This is a genomic window from Streptomyces sp. AB3(2024), assembly GCF_041862025.1.
Lineage (GTDB): Bacteria > Actinomycetota > Actinomycetes > Streptomycetales > Streptomycetaceae > Streptomyces.
This window is the reverse complement of sequence record NZ_JBGWAB010000128.1, coordinates 1-22,055: the sequence shown is the minus strand read 5'-3', so window position 1 is coordinate 22,055 and position 22,055 is coordinate 1. Positions and strand designations below refer to the sequence as shown.

Genomic DNA, 22,055 nt, shown 5'->3' with positions numbered 1-22,055 from the left:
CCGGGGCCGGAGCGGCCACGGGAGCCGGGGCGACCGGAGCCGGAGCGGCGACCGGGGCCGGGGCAGCGGCGGCCGGGGCGGCGGCCGGAGCCGCACCCGCGACGCCGATGACGGCCAGACGGGCGCCGACCTCGGCGGTCTCGTCCTCGCCGACCAGGATTTCCAGCAGGGTGCCGGAGACCGGGGCGGGGATCTCGGTGTCGACCTTGTCGGTCGAGACCTCCAGCAGCGGCTCGTCGGCCTCGACCGACTCGCCGACGGCCTTCAGCCAGCGGGTGACGGTGCCCTCGGTGACGGACTCGCCCAGGGCGGGGAGCACGACATCGGTGCCGGAGGCGGCCGGCGCGGCGGGGGTCTCGGCCGGTGCGGGAGCCGGGGCCTCGGCCACCGGGGCCGCCGGGGTCTCGGCGACGACCGTCTCGGCGGCCGGGGCGGCGGCCGGGGCCGGGGCGCCGGAGCCGTCGTCGATGACGGCGAGCTCGGCGCCGACCTCGACGGTCTCGTCCTCGGCGACCTTGATGGAGGCCAGGATGCCGGAGACGGGCGACGGGATCTCGGTGTCGACCTTGTCGGTCGAGACCTCGAGCAGCGGCTCGTCGGCCTCGACGCGCTCGCCCTCGGCCTTCAGCCAGCGGGTGACAGTGCCCTCGGTGACGCTCTCACCGAGCGCCGGAAGGGTTACGGAAACCGACATGGTTTCTGTTGCTCCTAACGAAAGTGCGGAAGTGGTCGTCGCGCCCGTGACTGTGGATTAGTCGTGTGCGTGAAGCGGCTTGCCGGCCAGGGCCAGGTGGGCCTCGCCGAGGGCCTCGTTCTGGGTCGGGTGCGCGTGGATGAGCTGCGCGACCTCGGCAGGCAGGGCCTCCCAGTTGTAGATCAGCTGGGCTTCGCCGACCTGCTCGCCCATGCGGTCACCGACCATGTGGACGCCGACCACGGCACCGTCCTTGACCTGGACGAGCTTGATCTCGCCCGCGGTCTTCAGGATCTTGCTCTTGCCGTTGCCCGCCAGGTTGTACTTGAGGGCCACGACCTTGTCCGCCCCGTAGATCTCCTTGGCCTTGGCCTCGGTGATGCCGACGGAGGCGACCTCGGGGTGGCAGTAGGTGACGCGCGGGACACCGTCGTAGTCGATCGGGACCGGCTTGAGGCCGGCCAGACGCTCCGCGACGAGGATGCCCTCGGCGAAGCCGACGTGCGCGAGCTGGAGGGTCGGGACGAGGTCACCGACGGCCGAGATGGTCGGCACGTTGGTCTGCATGTACTCGTCGACCAGGACGTAGCCGCGGTCCATCGCGACGCCCTGCTCCTCGTAGCCCAGGCCCTGCGAGACGGGGCCGCGGCCGATGGCCACCAGCAGCACCTCGGCCTCGAAGGTCTTGCCGTCCGCGAGGGTCACGCGCACACCGGTCTCGGTGTACTCGGCCTTCTCGAAGAAGGTGCCGAGGTTGAACTTGATGCCGCGCTTGCGGAAGGCGCGCTCCAGGATCTTCGAGCTGTTCTCGTCCTCGACCGGGACGAGGTGCTTGAGGCCCTCGATGACCGTGACGTCGGTGCCGAAGGACTTCCACGCCGAGGCGAACTCGACGCCGATGACGCCGCCGCCCAGGATGATCGCGGACTCGGGCACGCGGTCCAGGACCAGCGCGTGGTCCGAGGAGATGATCCGGTTGCCGTCGATGTCCAGGCCCGGCAGCGACTTCGGCACGGAGCCGGTCGCCAGCAGGACGTGGCGGGCCTGGATGCGCTGCCCGTTCACGTCGACGGAAGTCGGGGAGGAGAGGCGTCCCTCACCCTCGATGTAGGTGACCTTGCGGGAGGCGACCAGCCCCTGCAGGCCCTTGTAGAGGCCGGAGATGACCTCGTCCTTGTACTTGTGTACACCGGCGATGTCGATGCCCTCGAAAGAGGTCTTGACACCGAACTGTCCGGCTTCGCGAGCCTGGTCCGCGACCTCGCCGGCGTGGAGCAGAGCCTTCGTGGGGATGCAGCCGTTGTGCAGGCAGGTGCCGCCGAGCTTGTTCTTCTCGATCAGCGCAACGTCGAGACCCAGCTGGGATGCGCGCAGAGCCGCGGCGTAACCGCCACTGCCACCGCCGAGGATCACTAGGTCGAAAACGGTGCTGGCGTCGTTCGCCACGTCACGTCCTCCATGCATGTGCGCCGAGCACCGGTCCTCTGTGACCGGGCGGCGGCTGGTAATCGGCCGCTTGTTTCTTCGGCCCTGTGGTGGGGGCCCTGTCCTGCCGAGAACCCATCTTCGCATTTGTCGGGGGAACGCGGGACGCCGGGCCCCGGGTGTGCACGGTCGTTCTGCCCGAAGTAGGGGTTACCGCGGCGTAGAAACCTACTGAGCCTCAAGGTTTCTTCCAGAGCGAACGCGCCCCGGACCCGTGACCGGGTTCCGGGGCGCGTCGGGCCTCACAGGACGTGTCTCACGGGGTGGTGCGTCAGCCCAGGTCGCCCGTGGCGGTGCGCTCGGCCAGCCGCACCAGGGTGCGCACGGCCGAGCCGGTGCCGCCCTTGGGGGTGTAGCCGTACGGGGCGCCCTCGTGGAAGGCGGGACCGGCGATGTCGAGGTGGGCCCAGGTGATGCCCTCGCCGACGAACTCCTGGAGGAAGAGGCCGGCCACCAGACCGCCGCCCATGCGGACACCCATGTTGGCGATGTCGGCAGTGGGGGAGTCCATGGTCTTGCGCAGGTCCTCGGGGAGCGGCATCGGCCAGGAGGCCTCGCCGACCTCCTCGGCGATCTCGTGGATCGAGGTGCGGAAGGCGTCGTCGTTGGCCATGATCCCGAAGGTCCGGTCGCCCAGGGCCAGCACCATGGCGCCGGTCAGGGTGGCGACGTCGACGATCGCGTCCGGGTTCTCCTCGGAGGCCTTGGTCAGGGCGTCGCCCAGGACCAGACGGCCCTCGGCGTCCGTGTTGAGGACCTCGACGGTCTTGCCGCTGTACATGCGCAGGACGTCGCCGGGCTTGGTGGCGGAGCCGGACGGCATGTTCTCGGCGAGCGCGAGCCAGCCGGTGACGTTGACCTGGAGGCCCAGCTTGGCGACGGCCACGACGGCGGCGAAGACGGCGGCGGCGCCGGCCATGTCGCACTTCATGGTCTCGTTGTGACCGGCCGGCTTCAGGGAGATGCCGCCCGAGTCGTAGGTGATGCCCTTGCCGACGAAGGCGAGGGTCTTCTCCGCCTTGGCGTGGGTGTAGGAGAGCTTCACCAGGCGCGGCAGGTTCTCGGAACCCTTGCCGACGCCCATGATGCCGCCGTAGCCGCCCTTGAGCAGGGCCTTCTCGTCCAGGACCTGGACCTTGACGCCGTTCTCCTTCGCGGTCGCGGACGCGACGGCGGCGAAGGCCTCGGGGGTGAGGTCGTTCGGCGGGGTGTTGATCAGGTCGCGGGCGATGTTGACCTCGGTGGCGACCACGGTGGCGCGCTCGGCCGCGGCCTTGTGCTCCTTGTCACGCGGCTTGGCACCCAGCAGGGCGACCTCGGCCAGCGGCTGCTTGGGGCCGGAGCCCTTGGCGCCCTTCTTCTCGCCGCCCTGGTAGGCGGTGAAGGCGTACGCGCCAAGCAGCGCGCCCTCGGCCACGGCGGTGACGGCGGAGGCGTCGTCCAGGGGGAGGGCGAAGGCGGCCTTCTTCGCGCCGTGCAGGGCGCGGGCGGCGGAGCCGGCGGCGCGGCGCAGGGTCTCCTCGTCGAAGGACTCGTCCTGCTCGGGTGCGGTGCCCAGGCCGACCGCCAGCACGACCGGGACCTTGAGGCCGGCCGGCGCGGGCAGCTTGGTGGTCTCGCCTTCGCCGCCCGAGGCGCCGAGTGCGTCGAGCACGGCGGCGAGCTTTCCGTCGAACGCCTTGTCCACGGCCTCGGCGCCCGCGGCCACGACGAGCCCCTTGGGGCCCTTCGCCACGCCGACGACGAGGGCGTCGGCGCGCAGCGTCGCCGCGCCGGCAGTGCTGAGAGTCAGAGCAGTCACGGTGGTGAAGTCTCGCTTCCGTTTGTGTGTGTGGGCGCTGCGGACACGTCGGGATCTCCGGCCGCTCCGCAGCGATCGTATTCGGGCCCGGCGGCCGCCGGAAACGAGCCTACGCGCACGTACTCGTCCGTACGTCACTCGAAGGTTTGTCAAGTTGTTCGATCAAAGGGCCATCAGGTTCACCCATCTGTGGACTCTGCTCCAGGTTTGCTCTTTAGACCTGACGAGGTCCTAGAGACTCGAGCCACTCTCGCAAGGGGACGCGGGGTCCCTTTGCATGATTTCCACAGAGCCTCCCCGGCCCGGCCTTCCGCCTTGGGCCGCCGCCGAGGGACGCCTGCGGGGGGAAGGCCGAAATGGTCAACAAAAACAGGATGAACAGGCTTGCCGCGGCGATGGCCGCGGCCACCCTGATGGCGGTCGCGGTGCCCGCGGCGACCGCCCAGGCCGCGACCGTCGCGCCGCGCATCGACCTGAGGGTGCTGGTCGTCGACGACGGCGGCGGCGCGGTCGAGGCGATCGCCGCCGAGCTCCGCGACACCGGAGTCCCGTACACCCGCGTCGACCTGAGCAGCGCCAGCCGCCCGGTGATCAACGCGGCGTTCCTCAGCGACACGGTCTCCGGCCGTCCGCGAGCGAAGTTCCAGGGGGTCGTCCTGCCGAACGAGAACCCGTTCGGCGCGGGCTCGGCCGAGCTCGCCGCGCTCACCGCGTACGAGACGACGTACGGGATCCGCCAGTTCGACGCCTACACCTGGGCGCACCCCGAGGTCGGACTGGAGTACACCGACAACGGCGGCTACGGCGGCAGCCTCGACGGCACCCAGGCCGCCGTCACCACCGCCGGGAAGACGGGTCCCTTCGGATACCTGCAGGGTCAGGTCGCCTTCGAGGACAACTCTCCGCTCATCATGGAGAGCTACGGGTTCATGGCGCAGCCGCGCGCCGGCTACACCAGTTACCTGGACGCCCCCGTCCCCGGCGGCACCGGGCGGGCCTCGCTCCTCGGCGAGTACACCCACGACGGGCGCAGCGAACTGGTCGCCACCTTCGCCTACAACCAGTACCAGCAGCAGTTCCGGCTGCTGGCCCGGGGCATCGTCGAGTGGCTCACCCAGGGCGTCCACCTCGGCCAGGAGCGCAACTACTTCGCGGTCCACGTCGACGACGTCTTCGCCCCGGACGCCCGCTGGGACAAGACCCTCAACTGCACGCCCGGCGACTACGCCTGCGCGGGCGGCGAGGGCAAGGAGAGCACCATCCGCATGACCGCCGCCGACGCCCAGTACGCGGCGCAGTGGCAGACGAGCAAGAACTTCAAGCTCGACATGCTCTTCAACGCCGGCGCCGGGGAGGAGTGGAAGACCGAGAACGGCGGCACCGACGCCCTGACCGCGCAGCTGATCGCGGACAAGGCCAAGTACCGGTGGATGAACCACACCTACACCCACCTCTTCCTCGGCTGCACCCAGGACGTCTCCGTCACCCCCTGGACCTGCACGAAGAACGCCCAGGGCGCGACGAACTGGATGAGCCGGGCCGACATCTCCGCCCAGATCCGCGACAACAACAACTGGGCCGCCTCGCACGGCATCACCACCGACCGGACCGAGATCGTCACCGGCGAGCACTCCGGTCTCAAGACCCTCCCGCAGCAGCCCACGGACAACCCCAACCTGGCGGGCGCCTTCGCCGACAACGGCGTGAAGTGGGCGGGCAGCGACAACTCCCGCGAACCCGCGCAGCGGGCCGTCGGCGCCGCCCTGACCGTCCCGCGCTACCCGATGAACGTGTACTACAACACGGGCACCAACGCCGAGATGGCCGACGAGTACAACTGGATCTACACCAGCCGGGCCGACGGCGGCAGCGGCCTCTGCGAGGACAACCCGGCGACCTCCACCTGTCTGCCGGCCCCGCTCGACGTCAGCACCGGCTTCCAGGACTACATCGTCCCGGCCGAGGCCCGGACCGCCCTGCGCCACGTGCTCGCCAACGACCCCAAGCCGCACTACGTCCACCAGTCCAACCTGGCCGAGGACCGCACCCTGTACCCGGTGCTCAACCAGGTCCTCGACACCTACCGCGCGCTGTACGCGACCAGCGCGCCGATCGTCAACCAGAGCATGAAGGACACCGGCGTCGAGTTGAGCCGCCGCGCCGCCTGGGACAAGGCGGTCGCCAACAACCAGGTCACCGCCTACCGCATCGGCAAGGACGTCACCGTCAAGGCGCCCTCGGGCGTGGTCGCCCCGGTCACCGCACCCAACGGGACCAAGAAGCAGCTCCTGCTCGGCACGGCGGACTTCGGCACCGCCTACGCCGGCACCCGTTCCGCCTGGACGTCTCCCGACCTGCTCCAGTCGGCGGTCACCCTGAAGCTCGCCTGACCCGACGGCCGGTACGCCTGCCGGCCGTCACACGTACCACCTAGCGCCGGCGCTCCAACCCACGGGCGCCGGCCCCTTTTCCGTCCTGGGGGGACACACCGCATGAGCCATGGGCGTCATGTCACCATGCTCACAGAAGGCACCTATCCACACGTCCACGGGGGCGTCAGCACCTGGTGCGACCAGCTCGTCCGCGGCATGCCGGAGGTCGACTTCAACGTCATAGCCCTGACCGGCTCCGGACGTGAGCCGGTCACTTGGGAACTGCCGCGCAACGTCTACCGGCACACCTCCTTCCCGCTCTGGGGCCCGCCGCCCTCCCGGACCCGCCGGTCCGCGCTGCGGGGCAAGGCCCACCGCCGTTTCGCCGCCCTCTACGAGACCTTCCTGCTCTCGCTGATCGACCCCGCGCACGACGGTTTCTCCGAGGCCCTCGGCGAGTTCGCCCGCCTCGCCCGGGCCGGCCGCCTCACCCCGGCCCTGCGCTCCGAGTCGGTGCTCCGCCTCCTGATGGACGTCTGGACCCGGCCCGGCCTGGTCACCCGGCAGGCCGAACCCACCATCCACGACGCGCTCACCGCCACCGACCTGCTGGAACACGCGCTGCGCCCGCTGTCCGTGCGGATCCCGCCCGACAGCGTCGCCCACGCCGTGAGCAGCGGCCTCGCGACCCTCCCGGCCCTCGCCGCCAAACGCCTCGACCAGGTGCCGTTCCTCCTCACCGAGCACGGCATCTACCTGCGCGAGCGCTACCTCGGCTACCGCACCGCCGCCCAGCGCTGGCCCGTCAAGGCCCTGATGCTGGGCTTCTACCGGGAGCTGAACTCCGAGGGGTACCGGCAGGCCGACCTGATCACCCCCGTCAACCAGTACAACCGCCGCTGGGAGGAGCGCGGGGGCGCCGACGCCGAGCGGATCCGCACCGTCTACAACGGCGTCGATCCGCACGCCTTCCCCGAGGCCGGGCCCGAACCCGAGGTCCCCACCCTCAGCTGGTGCGGCCGCATCGACCCGATCAAGGACCTCGAAACCCTCATCCGCGCCTACGCGTTCATGCGCCGGGAACTGCCGGCCCTGCGCCTGCGCCTCTTCGGGCCGGTCCCGGCGGGCTGCGAGGAGTACCGGCTCCGCCTGGAGAAGCTCGCCGCCGAACTCGGCGTCGGCGACGGGATCAGCTACGAGGGCCGCATCGCCGAGGTCGCCCGGGCGTACGCGGCGGGCAGCGTCGTGATGCTCTCCTCCATCAGCGAGGGCTTCCCCTTCAGCATCATCGAGGCCATGTCCTGCGGGCGCACCACCGTCTCCACGGACGTCGGGGGCGTCCGCGAGGCCGTCGGGGACACCGGGCTCGTCGTCCCGCCCCGCGAACCCGAGACCATGGCCCGCGCGACCCTGGCCCTGCTGCGCGACGACGAACGCCGGGCCGAGCTCGGCCGGTTGTCCCGCAAACGGGTCGTCGAGAAGTTCACCCTCCACCAGTCCGTCGACGGCTTCCGGCACATCTACCGGGAACTCGCCGGGCAGCCCGTCCTGCCCGTCCGTGCGGGCGACGACTGGACCCAGCGGCTCGCGGACCCCTGGTACCGCGAACTCGCCGCGGACGGGAGCCTGTGGTGAGCGGATCGCTCTGGCTCAGGCCCCCCGGGCCGGAAGGCGGCTGGGTCCACGTCGGCCACGCCGCCGCCACGGACCGCGGGGCCGTCGGCCCCGGCTCGGGAGCCGGCCGCACCGACACCCTGCCCGCCGTCCCCCGGCCCCGGCGCACCGGGCCGGGGGCGGCGGCCGCCGCCGACCCCATGGACGAACTCGCCGACCGCCTCGGCGCGTTCATCGCCGCCGCCGTGCACCCCGACGAGATCGCCGCCGTCCTCGAATCCGACGGCATGAACGACGAGCACATCCGCCTGACCTACGGCCGCCACGACTCCTTCGCCCTCGCCGAGGAGCTCTACGCCCGCGTCCCGCGCTCCTTCCCGGAACCGGACGAGGTCACCGACCCCTGGAAGGTCTCCCTCACAGCCTGCCTGCTCCGCGGGGTGATCTTCGTCCTGCCCGGTCTCGCCTACGTCCTGGGCGCCCCCCTCCTCGAAGGCCCCCCGGACCGGTTCGGACTGCCCGCCGGCACCCTGACCCTGCTCGCCGGGGCCCTCATCGGCTGGGTCTGGGACCAGACCCTGTCCCACCGCGCCTACTCCTGGCTCGGCCTCGGCGACCGGGCCGCCGCCCGGCGGACCCTGCTCGCCGGAGCCCCCGCCGGGGCGCTGCTGGGCACCGCCGCCGCGCTCGCCGTTCCCGGCGGCCCGCCGTTCTCGTACGGCTTCGCCGCCGGCCAGGCCCTGTACGTCGGGGCCGCCACCGTTCTGCTGGTGCTCGGCCGGGAGCGGGCGCTGCTCGCCGCGCTCGGCCCGATGGCCGCCGGGGCGGTGCTCTCCCTCTTCACGGACCTGCCCGTGCCGCTCCGCGTGGCCCTGCTCGCCGCGTCCCTGCTGGCCGCCTGCGCGCTCGCCCTGCGCGAACTCCCGGTCGAACGGGGCCTGCGGGCCGCCGTGCGCCGGATCCGCGGCCGGCTCCGGCGCCGGCCCGGCGAACGGGGCCCGGTGCGCTGGCGGATGCTGCGCGGCGCCGAGGAGGACCACGCCCGGCGCGGCCCCCGGATCGGGGACTCGGTGCCCTACGGGGTCTTCGGCCTCGGCACCGGCCTGCTCGTGCTGTACGCCGCGCTGGGGGAGGTGCTCTCCGGCGGCCCCGCCGAGGCGGTCGCCGCGCCCTCCGCGGTGGCCCTCACCCTCAGCATGGGCCCCGCCGAGTGGCTGCTGCACCGCTTCCGCAGCGGCAGCCTCGCCGGGCTGCGGGCCGCCCGCTCGCCCCGGGCGTTCCGGCGCAGGATGCTCTCCACCCTGACCGGCTGCCTGGCCGTCTACCTGGTGGTGCTGCTCGCCCTCGGCGTCACGGGAACCCTGCTGTGGCCGCACGCCCCCGGCCTGACCTGGATCCGCGTCGCGACCCTGCTGCTCCTGGGCGCCGTGATGTGGACCGGACTGCTCCTGCAGTCCTTCGGCGCCGTCCGGCCCGCGGCCGTGGTCTGCGCCTGCGCCGCCGTCGCCCAGAGCCTGGCCCTGCTCGCCGGGGTGGGCCAGCCCCGGCTGGTGCAGCTCGTCGTGGCGGGCTGCGCCGCGGCGGCCCTGACCGTCCTGGTGTGCCTGCTCCTCGGCAGGGCCACGGCCCACCGGTGAGCGCCGATCACGTGTCCGCGTACGAGGAGAAGGACCCCATGCTGCTGGTGCCGCTCTACGAGCACCCCGCCGACCGGCCCGAGGACTGGGAGCTGCTCATCCGCTCCGCGGGCCGGCTCCACTCCGTGGTGCTCAATCCCGACAGCGGTCCGGGCCGGGCCCCCGACGAACGGTTCGCCGACGTCTGCGCCCGGCTGCGGGACGCCGGCGTGCCCGTCCTCGGGTACGTCGACACGGACTACGGGCGCCGCCCGCACGCGGAGGTGGTCCAGGACCTGCTGCGCCACCGCGACTGGTACGCCACCGACGGGGCCTTCCTCGACCAGGCCGCCGCCGATCCCGCTCTGCTGCCCCACTACGGACGGCTGGCCGTCGCGGCCCGTGCCTCGGGGGCCCGTACGCTCGTCCTGAACCACGGCGTCCACCCGCACCCCGGGTACGTCGAACTCGCCGACCTGCTCGTCACCTTCGAGGGACCCTGGGACGCCTACCGCGACGCGGCGGCGGCGCCACCCGCCTGGACCGCCGACCACCCGGCCCGGACGTTCTGCCACCTCGTGTACGCGGTCCCGCCGGGCGCGCCCGCCGCGGAGCTCGCGGCGGAGCGCCGGGCCGGAGTGCACTGCGCGGTCCCCGGCACCGGCGCGCACCCCTGGGGGACCCTCCCGAACGCCCTGGAGGCAACCGGATGAAGCGTTTCACCAACGGGCTCGCGATCATTGCCGCCGGAGCCCTGCTCGTGCTCACCGGATGCTCCTCCGAGCCGGACGACGAGGAGACCCCCGAACCGGGACCCACCCCTTCCACGGCCGTCACCCCCGTACCCTCCCCGGCGCCGGGGGGCCGCTGGCAGCCGCTGCCCGGGACGGCCTGGCAGTGGCAGCTCAGTGGCGGGCTCGACGCCTCCGTGGACGTGCCCGTCTACGACATCGACGGGTTCCTCACCTCCAAGGAGGAGGTGGCCGGCCTGAAGAAGGCCGGCCGCCGCACCATCTGCTACATCTCAACCGGCGCCTGGGAGGACTTCCGCCCCGACTCCGGGGACTTCCCCAAGGACATGCTCGGCGAGGGCAACGGCTGGAAGGGCGAGCGGTGGATCGACGTCCGGCGCCTGGCCGACGTCGAGCGGCTGATGGCCAAGCGTTTCGACATGTGCCGCGACAAGGGCTTCGACGCCGTCGAACCGGACAACATGGACGCCTACCACAACGACTCCGGCTTCCCGGTGACCGCCGAGGACCAGCTCAAGTTCAACCGGATGATCGCCAAGCTCGCCCACGACCGGGGACTGGCCGTCGGACTCAAGAACGACCTCGACCAGATACCGCAGCTGGTCGGCGACTACGACTTCGCGGTCAACGAGCAGTGCGCCCAGTACCGGGAGTGCGACGAGCTGACCCCGTTCATCCGGGCGGGCAAGGCCGTCTTCCACGTCGAGTACGAACTGTCCACGGACGAGTTCTGCGCCCGCTCCAAGGAGTTGAAGCTCAGCTCGTTGGAGAAGAAGCTCGAACTGGGCCCTTGGCGGAAGTCCTGTTAGCGCCGGGCGCGCCGGGGACAGGCCACCGGCAGGATCGCGTGCACCCGGTAACCGCCCCCGTAGCGGGGGCCGGTGAAGCAGGAGCCGCCCAGGGCGCCCGCCCGCTCCCGCATGCCGAGCAGGCCGTGTCCGCCGCCCGGGTCCGTCGGCGCGGGGGCGGAGTCGGCCGAGTCCCCGCCGTCGTCCAGCACGGTCACCTCCACCGAGGCGCCCACCCGCACCACGCTGACCTCGGCCTTCGCGCCCGGGCCGGCGTGCTTGCGGACATTGGTCAGGGCTTCCTGGATCACCCGGTACGCCGCCAGGTCCACGGCGGCCGGCAGCGGTTCGGCGTCCGCCCCCACCTGCATGAGCACCCGTACCGGCAGTCCGGCGTGCCGGAAGGTGTCCAGCAGTTCGTCCAGCAGGGCCAGCCCCGGCGCCGGTTCCGTCGGCGCCTCCGGATCGCCCGACTGCCGCAGCAGCCCCACCGTGGCGCGCAGCTCGTTCAGGGCCGAGCGGCTCGCGTCCCGTACGTGGGCCAGGGCCTCCTTCGCCTGGTCGGGCCGCTTGTCCATGACGTGCGCGGCCACTCCCGCCTGCACGTTGACCAGGGCGATGTGGTGGGCCACCACGTCGTGCAGGTCCCGGGCGATGCGCAGCCGCTCCTCGGCGACCCGTCGCCGGGCCTCCTCCTCGCGGGTCCGCTCGGCCCGCTCCGCCCGCTCCCGTATGGCGTCGATGAACGCCCTGCGGCTGCGCACCGCGTCCCCGGCGGCCGCGGCCATCCCGGTCCAGGCGAAGATGCCGATGTTCTCCTGCGCGTACCAGGGCAGCGGGCCGGCCAGCATCGCCACGCCGGTCAGCCCGGCCATCGTCACGAGCCCGATCCGCCAGGTGGTCGGCCGGTCGGTGCGGGAGGCCACCGTGTACAGGGCGATCACCGCGGACATCGCGACGGGCGCCCGCGGCTCTCCGGTGGACAGCTCCAGCAGCGAGACCCCGCAGGTGACGGCCAGTACGGTCCACGGCCTGCGGCGGCGCAGTACCAGCGCGGCCGAGCCGATCAGCATCAGCAGCAGGGAGAACGGTTCGGGGGTGCGGGTCCCGAAGGTGGGCCCGTGCGGTCCGTGCGGATCGGCGAAGGACCCGACGACCATGGAGACGAACGCCCCGAACGCGAGCACGGCGTCGGTGGCGAGCGGGTGCGCCCGCATCCACTGCCGGGTGGGGGCGAAGGGCCCGAGGTCTGTCGTCACCCCGATACGGTACGACCTCCCGGCCGGCGGGCTTCCCTACAGGAGGGGCGGGGGTCTGCGGACGATCCGGGCGCGGGAGCGGGCGGGTCCCCACTTCGCGCGGAGCGTGCACACGGCCATCACGGCGGCGATGGCCGCCAGGTGCTCCTTGCCCGCCAGGTTGTCCTTGAACAGCACCTCGCCGATCATCACGAGGATCACCAGCGCCCCGGTGAAATACGCCCGGTAGCGCCAGCAGACGTAGATCGCGAGGCCCACCACGGCGGCGGACGGGCCGGTGTCGTTGACGATCCGGTCGGACAGCGGCAGGCCGAAGGGGTGGTCGGGGCCCAGGGAGAGCGCGATGCGGGCGTAGGTGGTCCCGGCGAGGGTCGCGATGTAGCCGATCAGCAGGGTGCGCCACCAGCCGATGCAGATCTCCGAGATCCCGAACACCAGCAGGATCTGGGCGAGGGCCCCCCACACCGGCAGGTCGAGGGCGGGTACGAACAGTGACAGCGGCGTGCGCAGCACGGCGAGCCACAGGGGGTCGACGGCCTTGACGGACCCTAGGTTCTGGACGGGCTGGAAGCCCCACGACGTGTTCTGCACGACCTGGAAGAAGGAGGTCAAGCAGACCGCGCCGATGGTCATCGGGATCGCGCGCCACTTGTCGCGGACGAGCGCGTCCCGGATGGTCCAGAACATGGGGCCCCACTCCCGGCGGGCGAACCGCCGTAGTGGGGCCGTCGACCACGACGTCAACGAATCGTCTCCAGATGTCTGCGGTGCAGCCACTTCGGCAGGCCGGGTGCTTCCAGGAAGCCCTCGGCCCGGCCCGCCGCCACACCGATGCGCAGCAGGTCGGAACTCTTCTCGAAGAGCATGAACCGCGGCTCCCAGATCGGCCGGTATTTGGCGTTGGCCCGGTAGAGGGACTCGATCTGCCACCAACGGGAGAAGAAGCTCAGCAGGGAGCGCCACATGCGCAGCACCGGTCCCGCGCCGAGCTTGGACCCCCGCTCGAAGACGGAACGGAACATCGCGAAGTTCAGTGAGACCTGTGTGACGCCGATCTCCTTCGAGCGTTCCAGGAGTTCGATGACCATGAACTCCATCAGGCCGTTCTCGGAGTCCCGGTCACGGCGCATCAGGTCGAGCGACAGGCCCTTGGGGCCCCACGGCACGAAGGACAGCACGGCCCGCAGGTCGCCGTTGCCGTCGGTGCACTCCAGCATCACGCACTGGCCGTCGTCGGGGTCGCCGAGGCGGCCCAGGGCCATGGAGAAGCCGCGCTCGGTCGCGCCGTCGCGCCAGTCGTCGGCCCGCTTGAGGAGGACGTCCATCTCCTCCGCCGGGATGTCGGCGTGGCGGCGGATGCGGACCGTGTACCCGGCCCGCTTGACCCGGTTGAAGGCCTGCCGGACGGTCCGCATCGCGCGGCCCTCCAGCGTGAACTCGTCGGTCTCCACGATGGCCTCGTCGCCGAGCTCCAGGGCGTCCAGGCCGTGCCGCGCGTAGATCTGCCCGGCCTCCTCGCTGGCGCCCATCACGGCCGGCACCCAGCCGTGCTCGCGGGCCTCGGCCAGCCACGGCTCGATCGCGCCCGGCCAGGCCTCGGGGTCGCCGATGGGGTCGCCGGAGGCCAGCGAGACCCCGCCGACGACGCGGTAGGTGACGGCGGCCTTGCCGGTGGGGGACCAGATCACGGACTTCTCGCGGCGCAGCGCGAAGTAGCCGAGCGAGTCGCGGTCGCCCTGCTTGGCGAGCAGCGCCCGCAGCCGCTCCTCGTCCTGCGGGGTGAGCGGGTCGACGGCGCGGCGCGAACGGAAGGCCGCGAACAGCACGGCGAGCAGCAGCAGCATCGACATCACGTTGATGAAGACGTCCACCCAGGCGGGCGTGGTGATCGCGTTGTACGCCTTGTCGTCGGGCGCGAGCGTGATCAGTCGCATCACGCCGTACCGCCAGCGGGCCAGGAACGTCGCGTCGGCGCGGTCCGGGTCCGTGTTGGTGGCGCCCACCAGCAGCGCGGCGATCAGCGAGGTCAGCAGCAGGCCGACGGCGGCGACGGCGGTGGCCAGCTTCGGGTTCGAGCGGTCGCCCTTGGCGTAGAACTCGTGGCGGCCCACCAACAGCGCGCCGACGAAGGCGGCCGTCAGGGCGAGCGAGACCCAGTTCTGGGCGTGGTCGCGGAACTCCGGGTAGCACAGGTTGAACTCGCCGCTCGTGCACGGGGCGAACGCGGCGACCGCGAAGGCCAGCAGCAGCATGCCGCTGACCACCAGGTTCAGGATCCACGCGGCCCGCTTGCGGCGGCCCATGGTCACCGCGAGCAGCATCGAGAACAGGCCGGACGCGAACCCGGCCGTCAGCAGGTACGGGGTGTAGAAGTCGGCGGTGTTGTGCCTGCGCAGGTCCTGCCCGAGCGAGAGCCACACCGCGCTGAGGAAGTTCACGAAGGTGACGGCCCGCAGGTACCAGACCGCGAAGGCGGCGCTGCGCCTCGACGAGGCGCTTCCTCTGCGGCTCTCGGCCTTCGCGGCGGACTCGCCGCCGGACTCCTTCTTGTTGTTGGAACCCTTGCCGGAGGCCTGATCGAGGCTCCGGTCGGTGTCTGCGCTGGTCAAGCGGACCTCTCCCATGAAAAGCGATGATATGGGGCGTCACCGTCCACAGGCAGTGCGAGCACTGCGGACTGGTCAGGCCCGTAGTGCCCGGTTTTTCAGTCCGTCGGCTGTTCCACAGCCGCCCTCTCCGGCAGTTCCGCCGCGAGTGCGGCGGCCGCCTGGACCAGGGGGAGTGCCAGCAAGGCCCCGGTTCCTTCCCCCACTGTGACGCCGTGGTCGAGCACGGGGTTGAGTGCCATCCGGTCCAGGGCCTTGGCCTGGCCCGGTTCCCCGCTGGTCTGTCCGGCCAGCCACCAGTCCGGAGCGCGGAAGGCGGCCCGCTGGGCCACCAGTCCGCAGGCCGCCGAGACGACCCCGTCGAGGATGACCGGCGTGCGGCGTACCGCGCACTGGAGCAGGAAGCCGGTGATCGCGGCGACGTCCGCGCCGCCGACCGCCGCCAGCAGTGCCATCTGGTCGCCGAGGACCGGGCGGGCCCGGCGCAGCGAGTCCCTGACGGCGGCGCACTTGCGCATCCAGGCCAGGTCGTCGATCGGCACCCCGCCGCGACCGGTGACCACGGACGCGTCCGTTCCGCAGAGCGCGGCGACCAGGACGGCCGCCACGGTGGTGCCGCCCACGCCGATGTCGCCGAGGACGACCAGGTCCGTACCGGAGTCGGCCTCCTCGTCGGCGATCCGGATGCCCAGGCGCAGTGCGGCCTCGGCCTCCTGCGCCGTCAGCGCGTCCTCCACGTCGATCCGGCCGCTGCCGCGCCGTACGCGGTGCCGGGTCACGTCCTCGGGCAGCAGCCCGGGGTCGCAGTCCAGTCCCGCGTCCACGACGCGCACGCCCGCGCCGAGCCGCCCGGCCAGGATGGAGACCGGGCTGGTCCCCTCCAGGACGGAACGGACCAGCTCGTGGGTGCTGCCCGCGGCCCGTGCCGAGACACCCTGGGCGGCGATCCCGTGGTCGGCGGCGAACAGCACGACGCGCGGCCGGTCGATCGGCTTCACCGGGACCCGCCCCTGTGCGGCGGCCAGCCATTCGGCGAGGTCGTCGAGCCGTCCCAGCGCGCCGGGCGGCACGGCCAGCCGCTCACGGCGATCCTCGGCGTCACGCCGGACGCCCCCGTCGGGGCGTTCGATCAGATCGGAGAAGTCGTCGAGATTCAGCGTGGTCATTTGCCAGAGACTACAGCCGGTCAGGCCCTCCCTCAGGGGCGCTCCCGCCGATCCCCTGGCGGGCCGTCACCCGGGCTGCTCCTTGAGGGCGAGCGGCTGCCCCGCCACCACCAGCAGGACGTGCTCGCACTCGCCCGCCACCGCGTTGTTGAGGCGGCCCAGCTCGTCGCGGAACCGCCGTCCCGCCGCGGTCGCGGGGACCACGCCGGCACCCACCTCGTTGCTGACGAGCACCACCCGGCGGCGCGTCGCGCGGACCGCCGCCACGAGGTCGGCCATCCGTCCGCGCAGTTCCTTTTGGCCGCCGGCCGCCCAAACCGAGTCGTCCCAGGCTCCGGCCCGGTCCATGGCGTCGGTGAGCCACAGCGCGAGGCAGTCGATGAGCAGCGGGGGGCCGGCCCGCTCCAGCAGCGGCACCAGCTCGCAGGTCTCCACCGTCCGCCAGCCGGCCGGACGCCGCTCGCGGTGCAGGCCGACGCGCTGGGCCCACTCCGCGTCGCCTTCGCGGGTGCCGCCGGTGGCGACGTAGACCACCTCCGGGAAGGACTCCAGCCGGCGCTCCGCCTCGAAGGACTTGCCCGAGCGGGCACCGCCCAGCACCAGGGTGCGGCGCGGTACGTCCGGCACCGCGTGGTAGTCGCCCGCCACCACCGTGGTGCCGTCGGGCACCACGCGGGCCCCGGCGGCCGCGCACCGGCGTTCCAGTTCCCGGCCCGGTGGGGTGTCGTGGTCCACGTGCACGGCGATCACGTCGGTGGCCGGGCCGACGGCGCCGCTCGCGCGCAGCCGGGCCAGGGCCTCGGGGCGGCCGAGCACGTCCGCGAGGACCACGTCGTACGCGCGCCGCGCCGTCTTACCGTCGGTGCCGGCGGGCGCCCCGCCCGGCGGCAGGTACAGCAGCCTGCTCCCGTCCGGGCCGGTGACCTCGTACCCGGTGCCCGGCGCGTCCATCGGCACCGCCCGCACCCGGTGCCCGCTGATCACCGCGAGTTCGCGCCCGTCCGGCACCCGGCCCGCGGCGGGCAGTCCGGGCGGCAGCTCGACGGGCGGCCCGTCGTGCGGGTGCGTCAGCAGCACCTGCCGTACGCCGGCCAGCGAATGCCCCGCGCGGGCCCCGGCCAGTACCGCCCCGGGCGTCAGGTCCAGCAGCAGCGCGCCGTCCACGAGGACGGCGGTCGCGGCGCGGGCGAGCGTGCCCACGGAGACCGCGCAGGCGGCGCAGGGACAGCCGGGGCGGGGCAGTCCTTCAGGGGTACCGGTGCCGAGCAAGGTGAGTTCCACACAGAGATCCTCCCGCGTCGCCGGTACTGGTGCGCGTCCGGTTACTCTGCGGGCACACTCATGCCGAGAAGCGTGAGATCGCGTGCGAGCAACGGAGGCGGACATGGTGTGGACATGGCGGTTCGAGAAGGCCGACGGCGCCGAGACGAGCCCGGCGGTGGAACCGGAGGAGTTCACCACCCAGGGGGACGCCGAATCCTGGATCGGCGAGGTCTGGAAGGAACTCCTCGACGGGGGCGCGGAGCAGGTCACCCTCTTCGAGGACGACACCCTGATCTACAAGATGAGCCTCAGCGCGGCCGCCGAGGCGTAGCCCCCGTACCGGGGTCCGGGGCTAGCCCCGGACCCCGCACAGGTGCAGGAGTGCAGCCACCGAGCGGTAGGGGTCGGTCCGGCCGGCGCGTTCCTCGGCGGCGAGCAGTGCTTCGAGTTCCTCGTCCGGCGGGAGTTCCGCGCCGGCCTCGGTGCCGTCGGTGAAGACCCGTACGCCGTACCAGGTGGAGAGCGGCGCACCGATGCCGGACAGGGTGGCCGTCAGGTCGGCCAGCCGGTCGGCGCGCACGTCCAGACCGAGCCGGTTCGTGTAGTCGACGGTGTCGAAGGCCGCGAGCGCCCCGGACCAGTCCCCGGCCAGCCCCGGCCGCAGCGCGAGGGCGTCGCCGTTGCGCACCAGCAGGGACAGCAGACCGCCCGGCGCCAGCATGCGGGCCAGGCCGGCGAGCATCGCGTCGGCCTCGGGGACGTACATCAGCACCCCGTGGCACAGCACCACGTCGAAGCTGCCCGGCACGAAGTGGGCGCCCGTCTCGCGGCCGTCGCCCTCTAACAGCTGGACGCGGTCGCGGATCCCGGCCGGCTCGGCGGCCAGCGCCGCGTGCGCGACCGCCAGCATGTCGGGGTCCTGCTCCAGGCCGGTGACCTTGTGGCCGGCGCGGGCGAGGCGCAGGGCCTGCGTGCCCTGGCCCATGCCGACGTCGAGGACGCGCAGCCGCTGCCCGACCGGGAAGCGGTGCGTGATCTGTTCCTCGACCTGCCGGCCCACGAGTTCCTGCCGGACCGCGTTGCGCAGTCCGCCCAGGCCTTCGAGCCAGAGCCGGGCCCCCTGTGCGAAGTCCTCGCTCAGGGCCGTTCCCCGCGCTTGACCTGCGGCTTGGGCAGGCGAAGTCGGCGCATCTGGAGGGTGCGCATCAGGCCGTACGCGATCGCGCCGCGGCGCGGCTCGTTCGCGAAGCGCTCGTTCAGCGCCTTGCGGAGGCGGAACGCGAGGCCGATGGAGTCGAGGATGATCAGGACGATCACGCCGAGCCACAGCATCAGCGAGATGTTCTGGAGCTGGTTCACCCGGATCATGCTCAGCACCAGGATGATCACGGCCAGCGGCAGGAACATCTCGGCGACCGAGAAGCGGGAGTCCACGAAGTCGCGGACGAAGCGGCGGACGGGGCCCTTGTCGCGGGCCGGCAGGTAACGCTCGTCGCCGTTGGCCAGCGCCTCGCGCTGTCTGGTCATCTCTTCCCGGCGGCGTTCACGGGCTCGCTTGGCATCCTCCTTGCGGTTGCCGGTCGAGGCCACCACGGCCTTGCGCTGCGACTGGGCCACAGCACGCTTCGGCGTCGGGCGGCCCTTCGGGGCCTGCGGGTCACGGGGCTGCGAGAGGTCGGCGCTCGCCTTGTCGGCGGCGGCGGCCTTCTCTTCCTTGGAGGAGCGGCTACCAAACACAAAACCCAAGCGTACGTGGTCGGGGGCACGGGCCCCACCTCCGCGGGGAACGATCCGGCAACGGCGGGCGTCTTCCCAGTGCGGGGGTTCCGCCGGTCTCGGGGATCACCTACTCCTTACGCCTGATACGGCGCCGGGGTACTCGTCCTGGAGGAGGAGCGCATCCGTACTCGAACAGTGCGGTAATGGAGACAGGGCCCGTACTGTGGGTCCTGTCGGTGACCTGGAGCACAGTCCGTCTAGAAGGGGGCGCGCGAAGCCCATGAGCGGTGTCATGAAGCGTATGGGGATGATCTTCCGCGCGAAGGCGAACAAGGCCCTTGACCGGGCCGAGGACCCGCGCGAGACCCTCGACTACTCGTACCAGAAGCAGCTGGAGCTGCTGCAGAAGGTGCGCCGCGGCGTCGCCGACGTGGCGACCTCCCGCAAGCGCCTGGAGCTGCAGCTCAACCAGCTCCAGGGCCAGTCCGCCAAGCTGGAGGACCAGGGCCGCAAGGCCCTCGCCCTGGGCCGCGAGGACCTGGCGCGCGAGGCCCTGTCCCGCCGCGCCTCGCTCCAGCAGCAGGTCAGCGACCTGGAGGTGCAGCACCAGACCCTGCAGGGCGAGGAGGAGAAGCTGACGCTCGCCGCCCAGCGCCTGCAGGCCAAGGTGGACGCCTTCCGGACGAAGAAGGAGACCATCAAGGCCACCTACACGGCCGCGCAGGCGCAGACCCGCATCGCGGAGTCCTTCTCCGGCATCTCGGAGGAGATGAGCGACGTCGGTCTGGCCATCCAGCGGGCCGAGGACAAGACCGCCCAGCTCCAGGCCCGCGCCGGCGCGATCGACGAGCTGCTGGCCTCCGGCGCCCTCGACGACCAGAGCGGTCTCGGTTCCAAGGACGACATCCAGGCCGAGCTGGACCGCCTCTCCGGCGGCACGGACGTGGAGCTGGAGCTCCAGCGGATGAAGGCCGAGCTGGCGGGCGGCCCGTCGGCGCAGCAGCAGGCCATCGAGGGCGGCGCCCCCGGCACGGGAGCGCCGTCGCAGACCCCGCACCGGTTCGACAAGCAGTAGGACAGGGGCCCGTCATGATTGTCCGCATCATGGGGGAGGGGCAGGCGAAGCTGGCCGACAGCCACTTCGCCGAGCTCGACGCGCTGGACGACGCGCTGCTCGCGGAGATGGAAGCGGGCGACGAGGAGGGCTTCCGGCGCACGCTGGGTTCGCTGCTCGACGCCGTCCGCCGACTGGGGACACCGCTCCCCGATGACGCGCTGGAGCCGTCCGAACTGATCCTGCCCGCGCCCGACGCCTCGCTGGAGGAGGTCAGGCAGATGCTCGGCGACGGCGGCCTGATCCCGGGCTGACGCCCCGCCGCTCGCTGCTCGACGTCCGCCCCACCCGGGTCACCCGGCGGGCCGGACACCCCGAAGGCCACAGGGCCCGCTCCCGTACGTCACGGGGGCGGGCCCTTCTTCACTTCACGGGCGGGCCCTTCGCCGTCAGTCCGGGGTGCCGCCGATGAACTCCTCGAACCTGCGGCGCGGCCGGGCCCAGCGCCGGTCGTGGTGGAAGGCCCGCAGTCCCGCCTTGGCCCGCGCGCGCGGGCGGTTCGCGTAGAACCTCTTCGCGTACGGCGACCCGGGCCGGGCCAGGCGCACCGCTCCGATCAGCGCCACGAAGGGGATCACCGTCCCGAACACCGCCGTGCGGGGCTTGCCCTTCCACAGGGCGACCAGGGCCAGGAAGAAGTTCATGGAGGTGTTCATGACCACCAGGCCCCGGCTGTGCCGCTCGTCGGCGGTCAGTTCGTTCACCCCGAAGGGCAGGAAGCCGCCCAGCACCAGCGCGACCACCGCGGCCGTCAGCACCACGACCTCCACGCTCTTGCGGCCCTGCTCGCTCCAGTAGACGTCGTCGAGGTGCAGGATCAGCGCGAACTCGTCCAGTACCAGCCCGGCCCCGAGCCCGAAGAGCACGGCCGAGAGGCCCGCGCCGAAGCTGTGCTGGCCGCTGCCGACCGCGCCGAACCCGCCGACGATCACGAGGACCACCCCCGGGACCACGTGGTGGACGTGCAGCCCGCCCGGGGTGATGTTCTTGAAGGGCCCCCGGCCGGCCCGGATCAGCCGCGTGATCACCCGCGTGACCAGGAACGACAGCACGAAGGACAGCAGGGCGAGCAGGAGCGGCAGCTTGCCCGGCTCGATGATGTTCCGGTACCACCAGTGACCCACGACACCCGCTTCCCTTTTTGCGCGTATTGAGCAATTTACCGCCGACTCCGAAGGGGTAGCGTTCGCGCCGATGACAGATTCCTTCGATGATCCACCACCGGCGCCGCCCTCCGAGCGCGCCTCCTTCCGGGACGGGATCCGCTTCGCGTTCGGCACGCTGACCGTGCTGCCCGCGCGGATCACCCGCTGGGACCGGCCCGCCGCCCGCAGCGGCATGGCCTGCGCGCCGCTGGCCGGCCTCGCCGTCGGCCTGCTCGCCGCCGTGCCCGGCACCCTGCTGCTCCTCCTCGGGGGCGGCCCGCTGCTCGCCGCGGCCGTCACCGTTGCCGTCCCGGCCGCCCTGACCCGCGGGCTCCACCTCGACGGCCTCGCCGACACGGCCGACGGTCTGGGCAGTGCCAAGCCCGCCGAGGACGCCCTGCGGATCATGAAGCAGTCCGACATCGGCCCCTTCGGCGTCATCTCCCTGCTCATCGTGTTCCTGGTGCAGGTCGCCGCGCTGGCCGACATCTACGCCGACGGCTGGGCCCACGGCGCCCTCGCCGCCGTACTCGCCGCCGTCACCGCCCGGCTCGCCATGACCCTGGCCTCCCGCGAGGGAGTCCCCGCCGCCCGGCCCGAGGGCCTGGGCGCGGCCGTCGCCGGCGTGGTCCCGCGCGGCGCCGCCGCCGCGGTCGAGATC

Annotated in this window: 20 protein-coding genes; 9 read left to right on the top strand and 11 right to left on the bottom strand. The window is 72.4% G+C overall.

Going from position 1 to position 22,055, the window contains the following annotated elements; genetic code table 11:
- The 3 genes from ACEPPI_RS33340 to ACEPPI_RS33330 form a co-directional block, all read right to left on the bottom strand.
- A partial coding sequence (locus ACEPPI_RS33340) for a biotin/lipoyl-containing protein (RefSeq protein ID WP_373919005.1) occupies positions 1 to 694 on the bottom strand: 694 nt, incomplete at its 3' end.
- A gap of 57 nt (positions 695 to 751) precedes the next feature.
- Positions 752 to 2,140: a dihydrolipoyl dehydrogenase gene (gene lpdA, locus ACEPPI_RS33335; RefSeq protein WP_266838656.1), complete on the bottom strand. Its 1,389-nt coding sequence runs from the start codon at positions 2,138 to 2,140 to the stop codon at positions 752 to 754.
- A 310-nt stretch (positions 2,141 to 2,450) separates the two neighbouring features.
- The gene (locus ACEPPI_RS33330) at positions 2,451 to 3,980 is read right to left on the bottom strand and encodes a leucyl aminopeptidase (protein WP_373919004.1); all 1,530 of its coding nucleotides are present in this window, start codon (positions 3,978 to 3,980) and stop codon (positions 2,451 to 2,453) included.
- A 374-nt stretch (positions 3,981 to 4,354) separates the two neighbouring features.
- Between ACEPPI_RS33330 and ACEPPI_RS33325 the strand changes: the two genes are divergently transcribed.
- The 5 genes from ACEPPI_RS33325 (at position 4,355) to ACEPPI_RS33305 (ending at position 11,143) form a co-directional block, all read left to right on the top strand.
- Positions 4,355 to 6,370, top strand: coding sequence for a hypothetical protein (locus tag ACEPPI_RS33325; RefSeq protein ID WP_373919003.1), 2,016 nt, complete (start codon positions 4,355 to 4,357; stop codon positions 6,368 to 6,370).
- A 102-nt stretch (positions 6,371 to 6,472) separates the two neighbouring features.
- Complete coding sequence (gene pelF, locus ACEPPI_RS33320; protein WP_373919002.1) at positions 6,473 to 7,987, top strand: GT4 family glycosyltransferase PelF; 1,515 nt, start codon at positions 6,473 to 6,475, stop codon at positions 7,985 to 7,987.
- Complete coding sequence (locus tag ACEPPI_RS33315) at positions 7,984 to 9,603, top strand: hypothetical protein (protein ID WP_373919001.1); 1,620 nt, start codon at positions 7,984 to 7,986, stop codon at positions 9,601 to 9,603. Before pelF ends, ACEPPI_RS33315 begins: the two co-directional genes overlap by 4 nt.
- Before the next feature lie 38 nt (positions 9,604 to 9,641).
- Complete coding sequence (locus tag ACEPPI_RS33310; RefSeq protein WP_373919007.1) at positions 9,642 to 10,295, top strand: spherulation-specific family 4 protein; 654 nt, start codon at positions 9,642 to 9,644, stop codon at positions 10,293 to 10,295.
- Complete coding sequence (locus ACEPPI_RS33305; RefSeq protein WP_373919000.1) at positions 10,292 to 11,143, top strand: endo alpha-1,4 polygalactosaminidase; 852 nt, start codon at positions 10,292 to 10,294, stop codon at positions 11,141 to 11,143. Before ACEPPI_RS33310 ends, ACEPPI_RS33305 begins: the two co-directional genes overlap by 4 nt.
- On the opposite strand, the gene ACEPPI_RS33300 is transcribed toward ACEPPI_RS33305, so the two are convergent.
- The 5 genes from ACEPPI_RS33300 to ACEPPI_RS33280 form a co-directional block, all read right to left on the bottom strand.
- A complete protein-coding gene (locus ACEPPI_RS33300; protein ID WP_373919006.1) occupies positions 11,140 to 12,339 on the bottom strand; it encodes a sensor histidine kinase in 1,200 nt (399 codons plus the stop codon). The genes ACEPPI_RS33305 and ACEPPI_RS33300 overlap by 4 nt on opposite strands.
- 78 nt (positions 12,340 to 12,417) lie before the next feature.
- On the bottom strand, positions 12,418 to 13,068 hold the full coding sequence (locus tag ACEPPI_RS33295) for a hypothetical protein (RefSeq protein ID WP_373918999.1): 651 nt from the start codon (positions 13,066 to 13,068) through the stop codon (positions 12,418 to 12,420).
- Positions 13,069 to 13,121: 53 nt separating this feature from the next.
- Positions 13,122 to 15,005, bottom strand: a complete 1,884-nt coding sequence (locus ACEPPI_RS33290; RefSeq protein WP_373918998.1) for a phosphatidylglycerol lysyltransferase domain-containing protein — start codon at positions 15,003 to 15,005, stop codon at positions 13,122 to 13,124.
- Between the two features lie 80 nt (positions 15,006 to 15,085).
- The gene (gene cobT, locus ACEPPI_RS33285; protein ID WP_373918997.1) at positions 15,086 to 16,153 is read right to left on the bottom strand and encodes a nicotinate-nucleotide--dimethylbenzimidazole phosphoribosyltransferase; all 1,068 of its coding nucleotides are present in this window, start codon (positions 16,151 to 16,153) and stop codon (positions 15,086 to 15,088) included.
- Between the two features lie 66 nt (positions 16,154 to 16,219).
- Positions 16,220 to 17,434: a bifunctional adenosylcobinamide kinase/adenosylcobinamide-phosphate guanylyltransferase gene (locus ACEPPI_RS33280; protein WP_373918996.1), complete on the bottom strand. Its 1,215-nt coding sequence runs from the start codon at positions 17,432 to 17,434 to the stop codon at positions 16,220 to 16,222.
- Positions 17,435 to 17,537: 103 nt separating this feature from the next.
- On the opposite strand from ACEPPI_RS33280, the gene ACEPPI_RS33275 reads away from it, so the two are divergent.
- Positions 17,538 to 17,747, top strand: coding sequence for a hypothetical protein (locus ACEPPI_RS33275; protein WP_373918995.1), 210 nt, complete (start codon positions 17,538 to 17,540; stop codon positions 17,745 to 17,747).
- Positions 17,748 to 17,768: 21 nt separating this feature from the next.
- On the opposite strand, the gene ACEPPI_RS33270 is transcribed toward ACEPPI_RS33275, so the two are convergent.
- Positions 17,769 to 18,476 (bottom strand): class I SAM-dependent methyltransferase, encoded by a 708-nt coding sequence (locus tag ACEPPI_RS33270; RefSeq protein WP_373918994.1) that lies wholly within the window; start codon positions 18,474 to 18,476, stop codon positions 17,769 to 17,771.
- Positions 18,477 to 18,553: 77 nt separating this feature from the next.
- Entirely contained in the window at positions 18,554 to 19,162 is a 609-nt protein-coding gene (locus ACEPPI_RS33265) for a DUF3043 domain-containing protein (RefSeq protein ID WP_373918993.1), read from the bottom strand.
- Between the two features lie 253 nt (positions 19,163 to 19,415).
- On the opposite strand from ACEPPI_RS33265, the gene ACEPPI_RS33260 reads away from it, so the two are divergent.
- Positions 19,416 to 20,210 (top strand): PspA/IM30 family protein, encoded by a 795-nt coding sequence (locus tag ACEPPI_RS33260; RefSeq protein WP_285522730.1) that lies wholly within the window; start codon positions 19,416 to 19,418, stop codon positions 20,208 to 20,210.
- Positions 20,211 to 20,224: 14 nt separating this feature from the next.
- Positions 20,225 to 20,503, top strand: a complete 279-nt coding sequence (locus ACEPPI_RS33255) for a hypothetical protein (protein ID WP_373918992.1) — start codon at positions 20,225 to 20,227, stop codon at positions 20,501 to 20,503.
- 135 nt (positions 20,504 to 20,638) lie between these two features.
- Here the strand turns inward: ACEPPI_RS33255 and ACEPPI_RS33250 are convergent, their stop codons facing one another.
- Entirely contained in the window at positions 20,639 to 21,373 is a 735-nt protein-coding gene (locus ACEPPI_RS33250; protein WP_373918991.1) for a hypothetical protein, read from the bottom strand.
- 70 nt (positions 21,374 to 21,443) lie between these two features.
- Here ACEPPI_RS33250 and ACEPPI_RS33245 point away from each other — a divergent pair.
- Positions 21,444 to 22,055: adenosylcobinamide-GDP ribazoletransferase (locus ACEPPI_RS33245; RefSeq protein WP_373918990.1), on the top strand; the 612-nt coding region annotated here is incomplete at its 3' end.

Bases quoted from the DNA above. Each gene is read 5' to 3' on its own strand.
- ACEPPI_RS33305 (WP_373919000.1), top strand. From the start codon at position 10,292: ATGAAGCGTTTCACCAACGGGCTCGCGATCATTGCCGCCGGAGCCCTG.
- ACEPPI_RS33325 (WP_373919003.1), top strand. From the start codon at position 4,355: ATGAACAGGCTTGCCGCGGCGATGGCCGCGGCCACCCTGATGGCGGTC.
- ACEPPI_RS33310 (WP_373919007.1), top strand. From the start codon at position 9,642: ATGCTGCTGGTGCCGCTCTACGAGCACCCCGCCGACCGGCCCGAGGAC.
- ACEPPI_RS33275 (WP_373918995.1), top strand. From the start codon at position 17,538: ATGGTGTGGACATGGCGGTTCGAGAAGGCCGACGGCGCCGAGACGAGC.
- ACEPPI_RS33290 (WP_373918998.1), bottom strand. From the start codon at position 15,005: ATGGGAGAGGTCCGCTTGACCAGCGCAGACACCGACCGGAGCCTCGAT.
- cobT (WP_373918997.1), bottom strand. From the start codon at position 16,153: ATGACCACGCTGAATCTCGACGACTTCTCCGATCTGATCGAACGCCCC.
- ACEPPI_RS33295 (WP_373918999.1), bottom strand. From the start codon at position 13,068: ATGTTCTGGACCATCCGGGACGCGCTCGTCCGCGACAAGTGGCGCGCG.
- ACEPPI_RS33255 (WP_373918992.1), top strand. From the start codon at position 20,225: ATGATTGTCCGCATCATGGGGGAGGGGCAGGCGAAGCTGGCCGACAGC.
- pelF (WP_373919002.1), top strand. From the start codon at position 6,473: ATGAGCCATGGGCGTCATGTCACCATGCTCACAGAAGGCACCTATCCA.
- ACEPPI_RS33260 (WP_285522730.1), top strand. From the start codon at position 19,416: ATGAGCGGTGTCATGAAGCGTATGGGGATGATCTTCCGCGCGAAGGCG.
- ACEPPI_RS33300 (WP_373919006.1), bottom strand. From the start codon at position 12,339: ATGCGGGCGCACCCGCTCGCCACCGACGCCGTGCTCGCGTTCGGGGCG.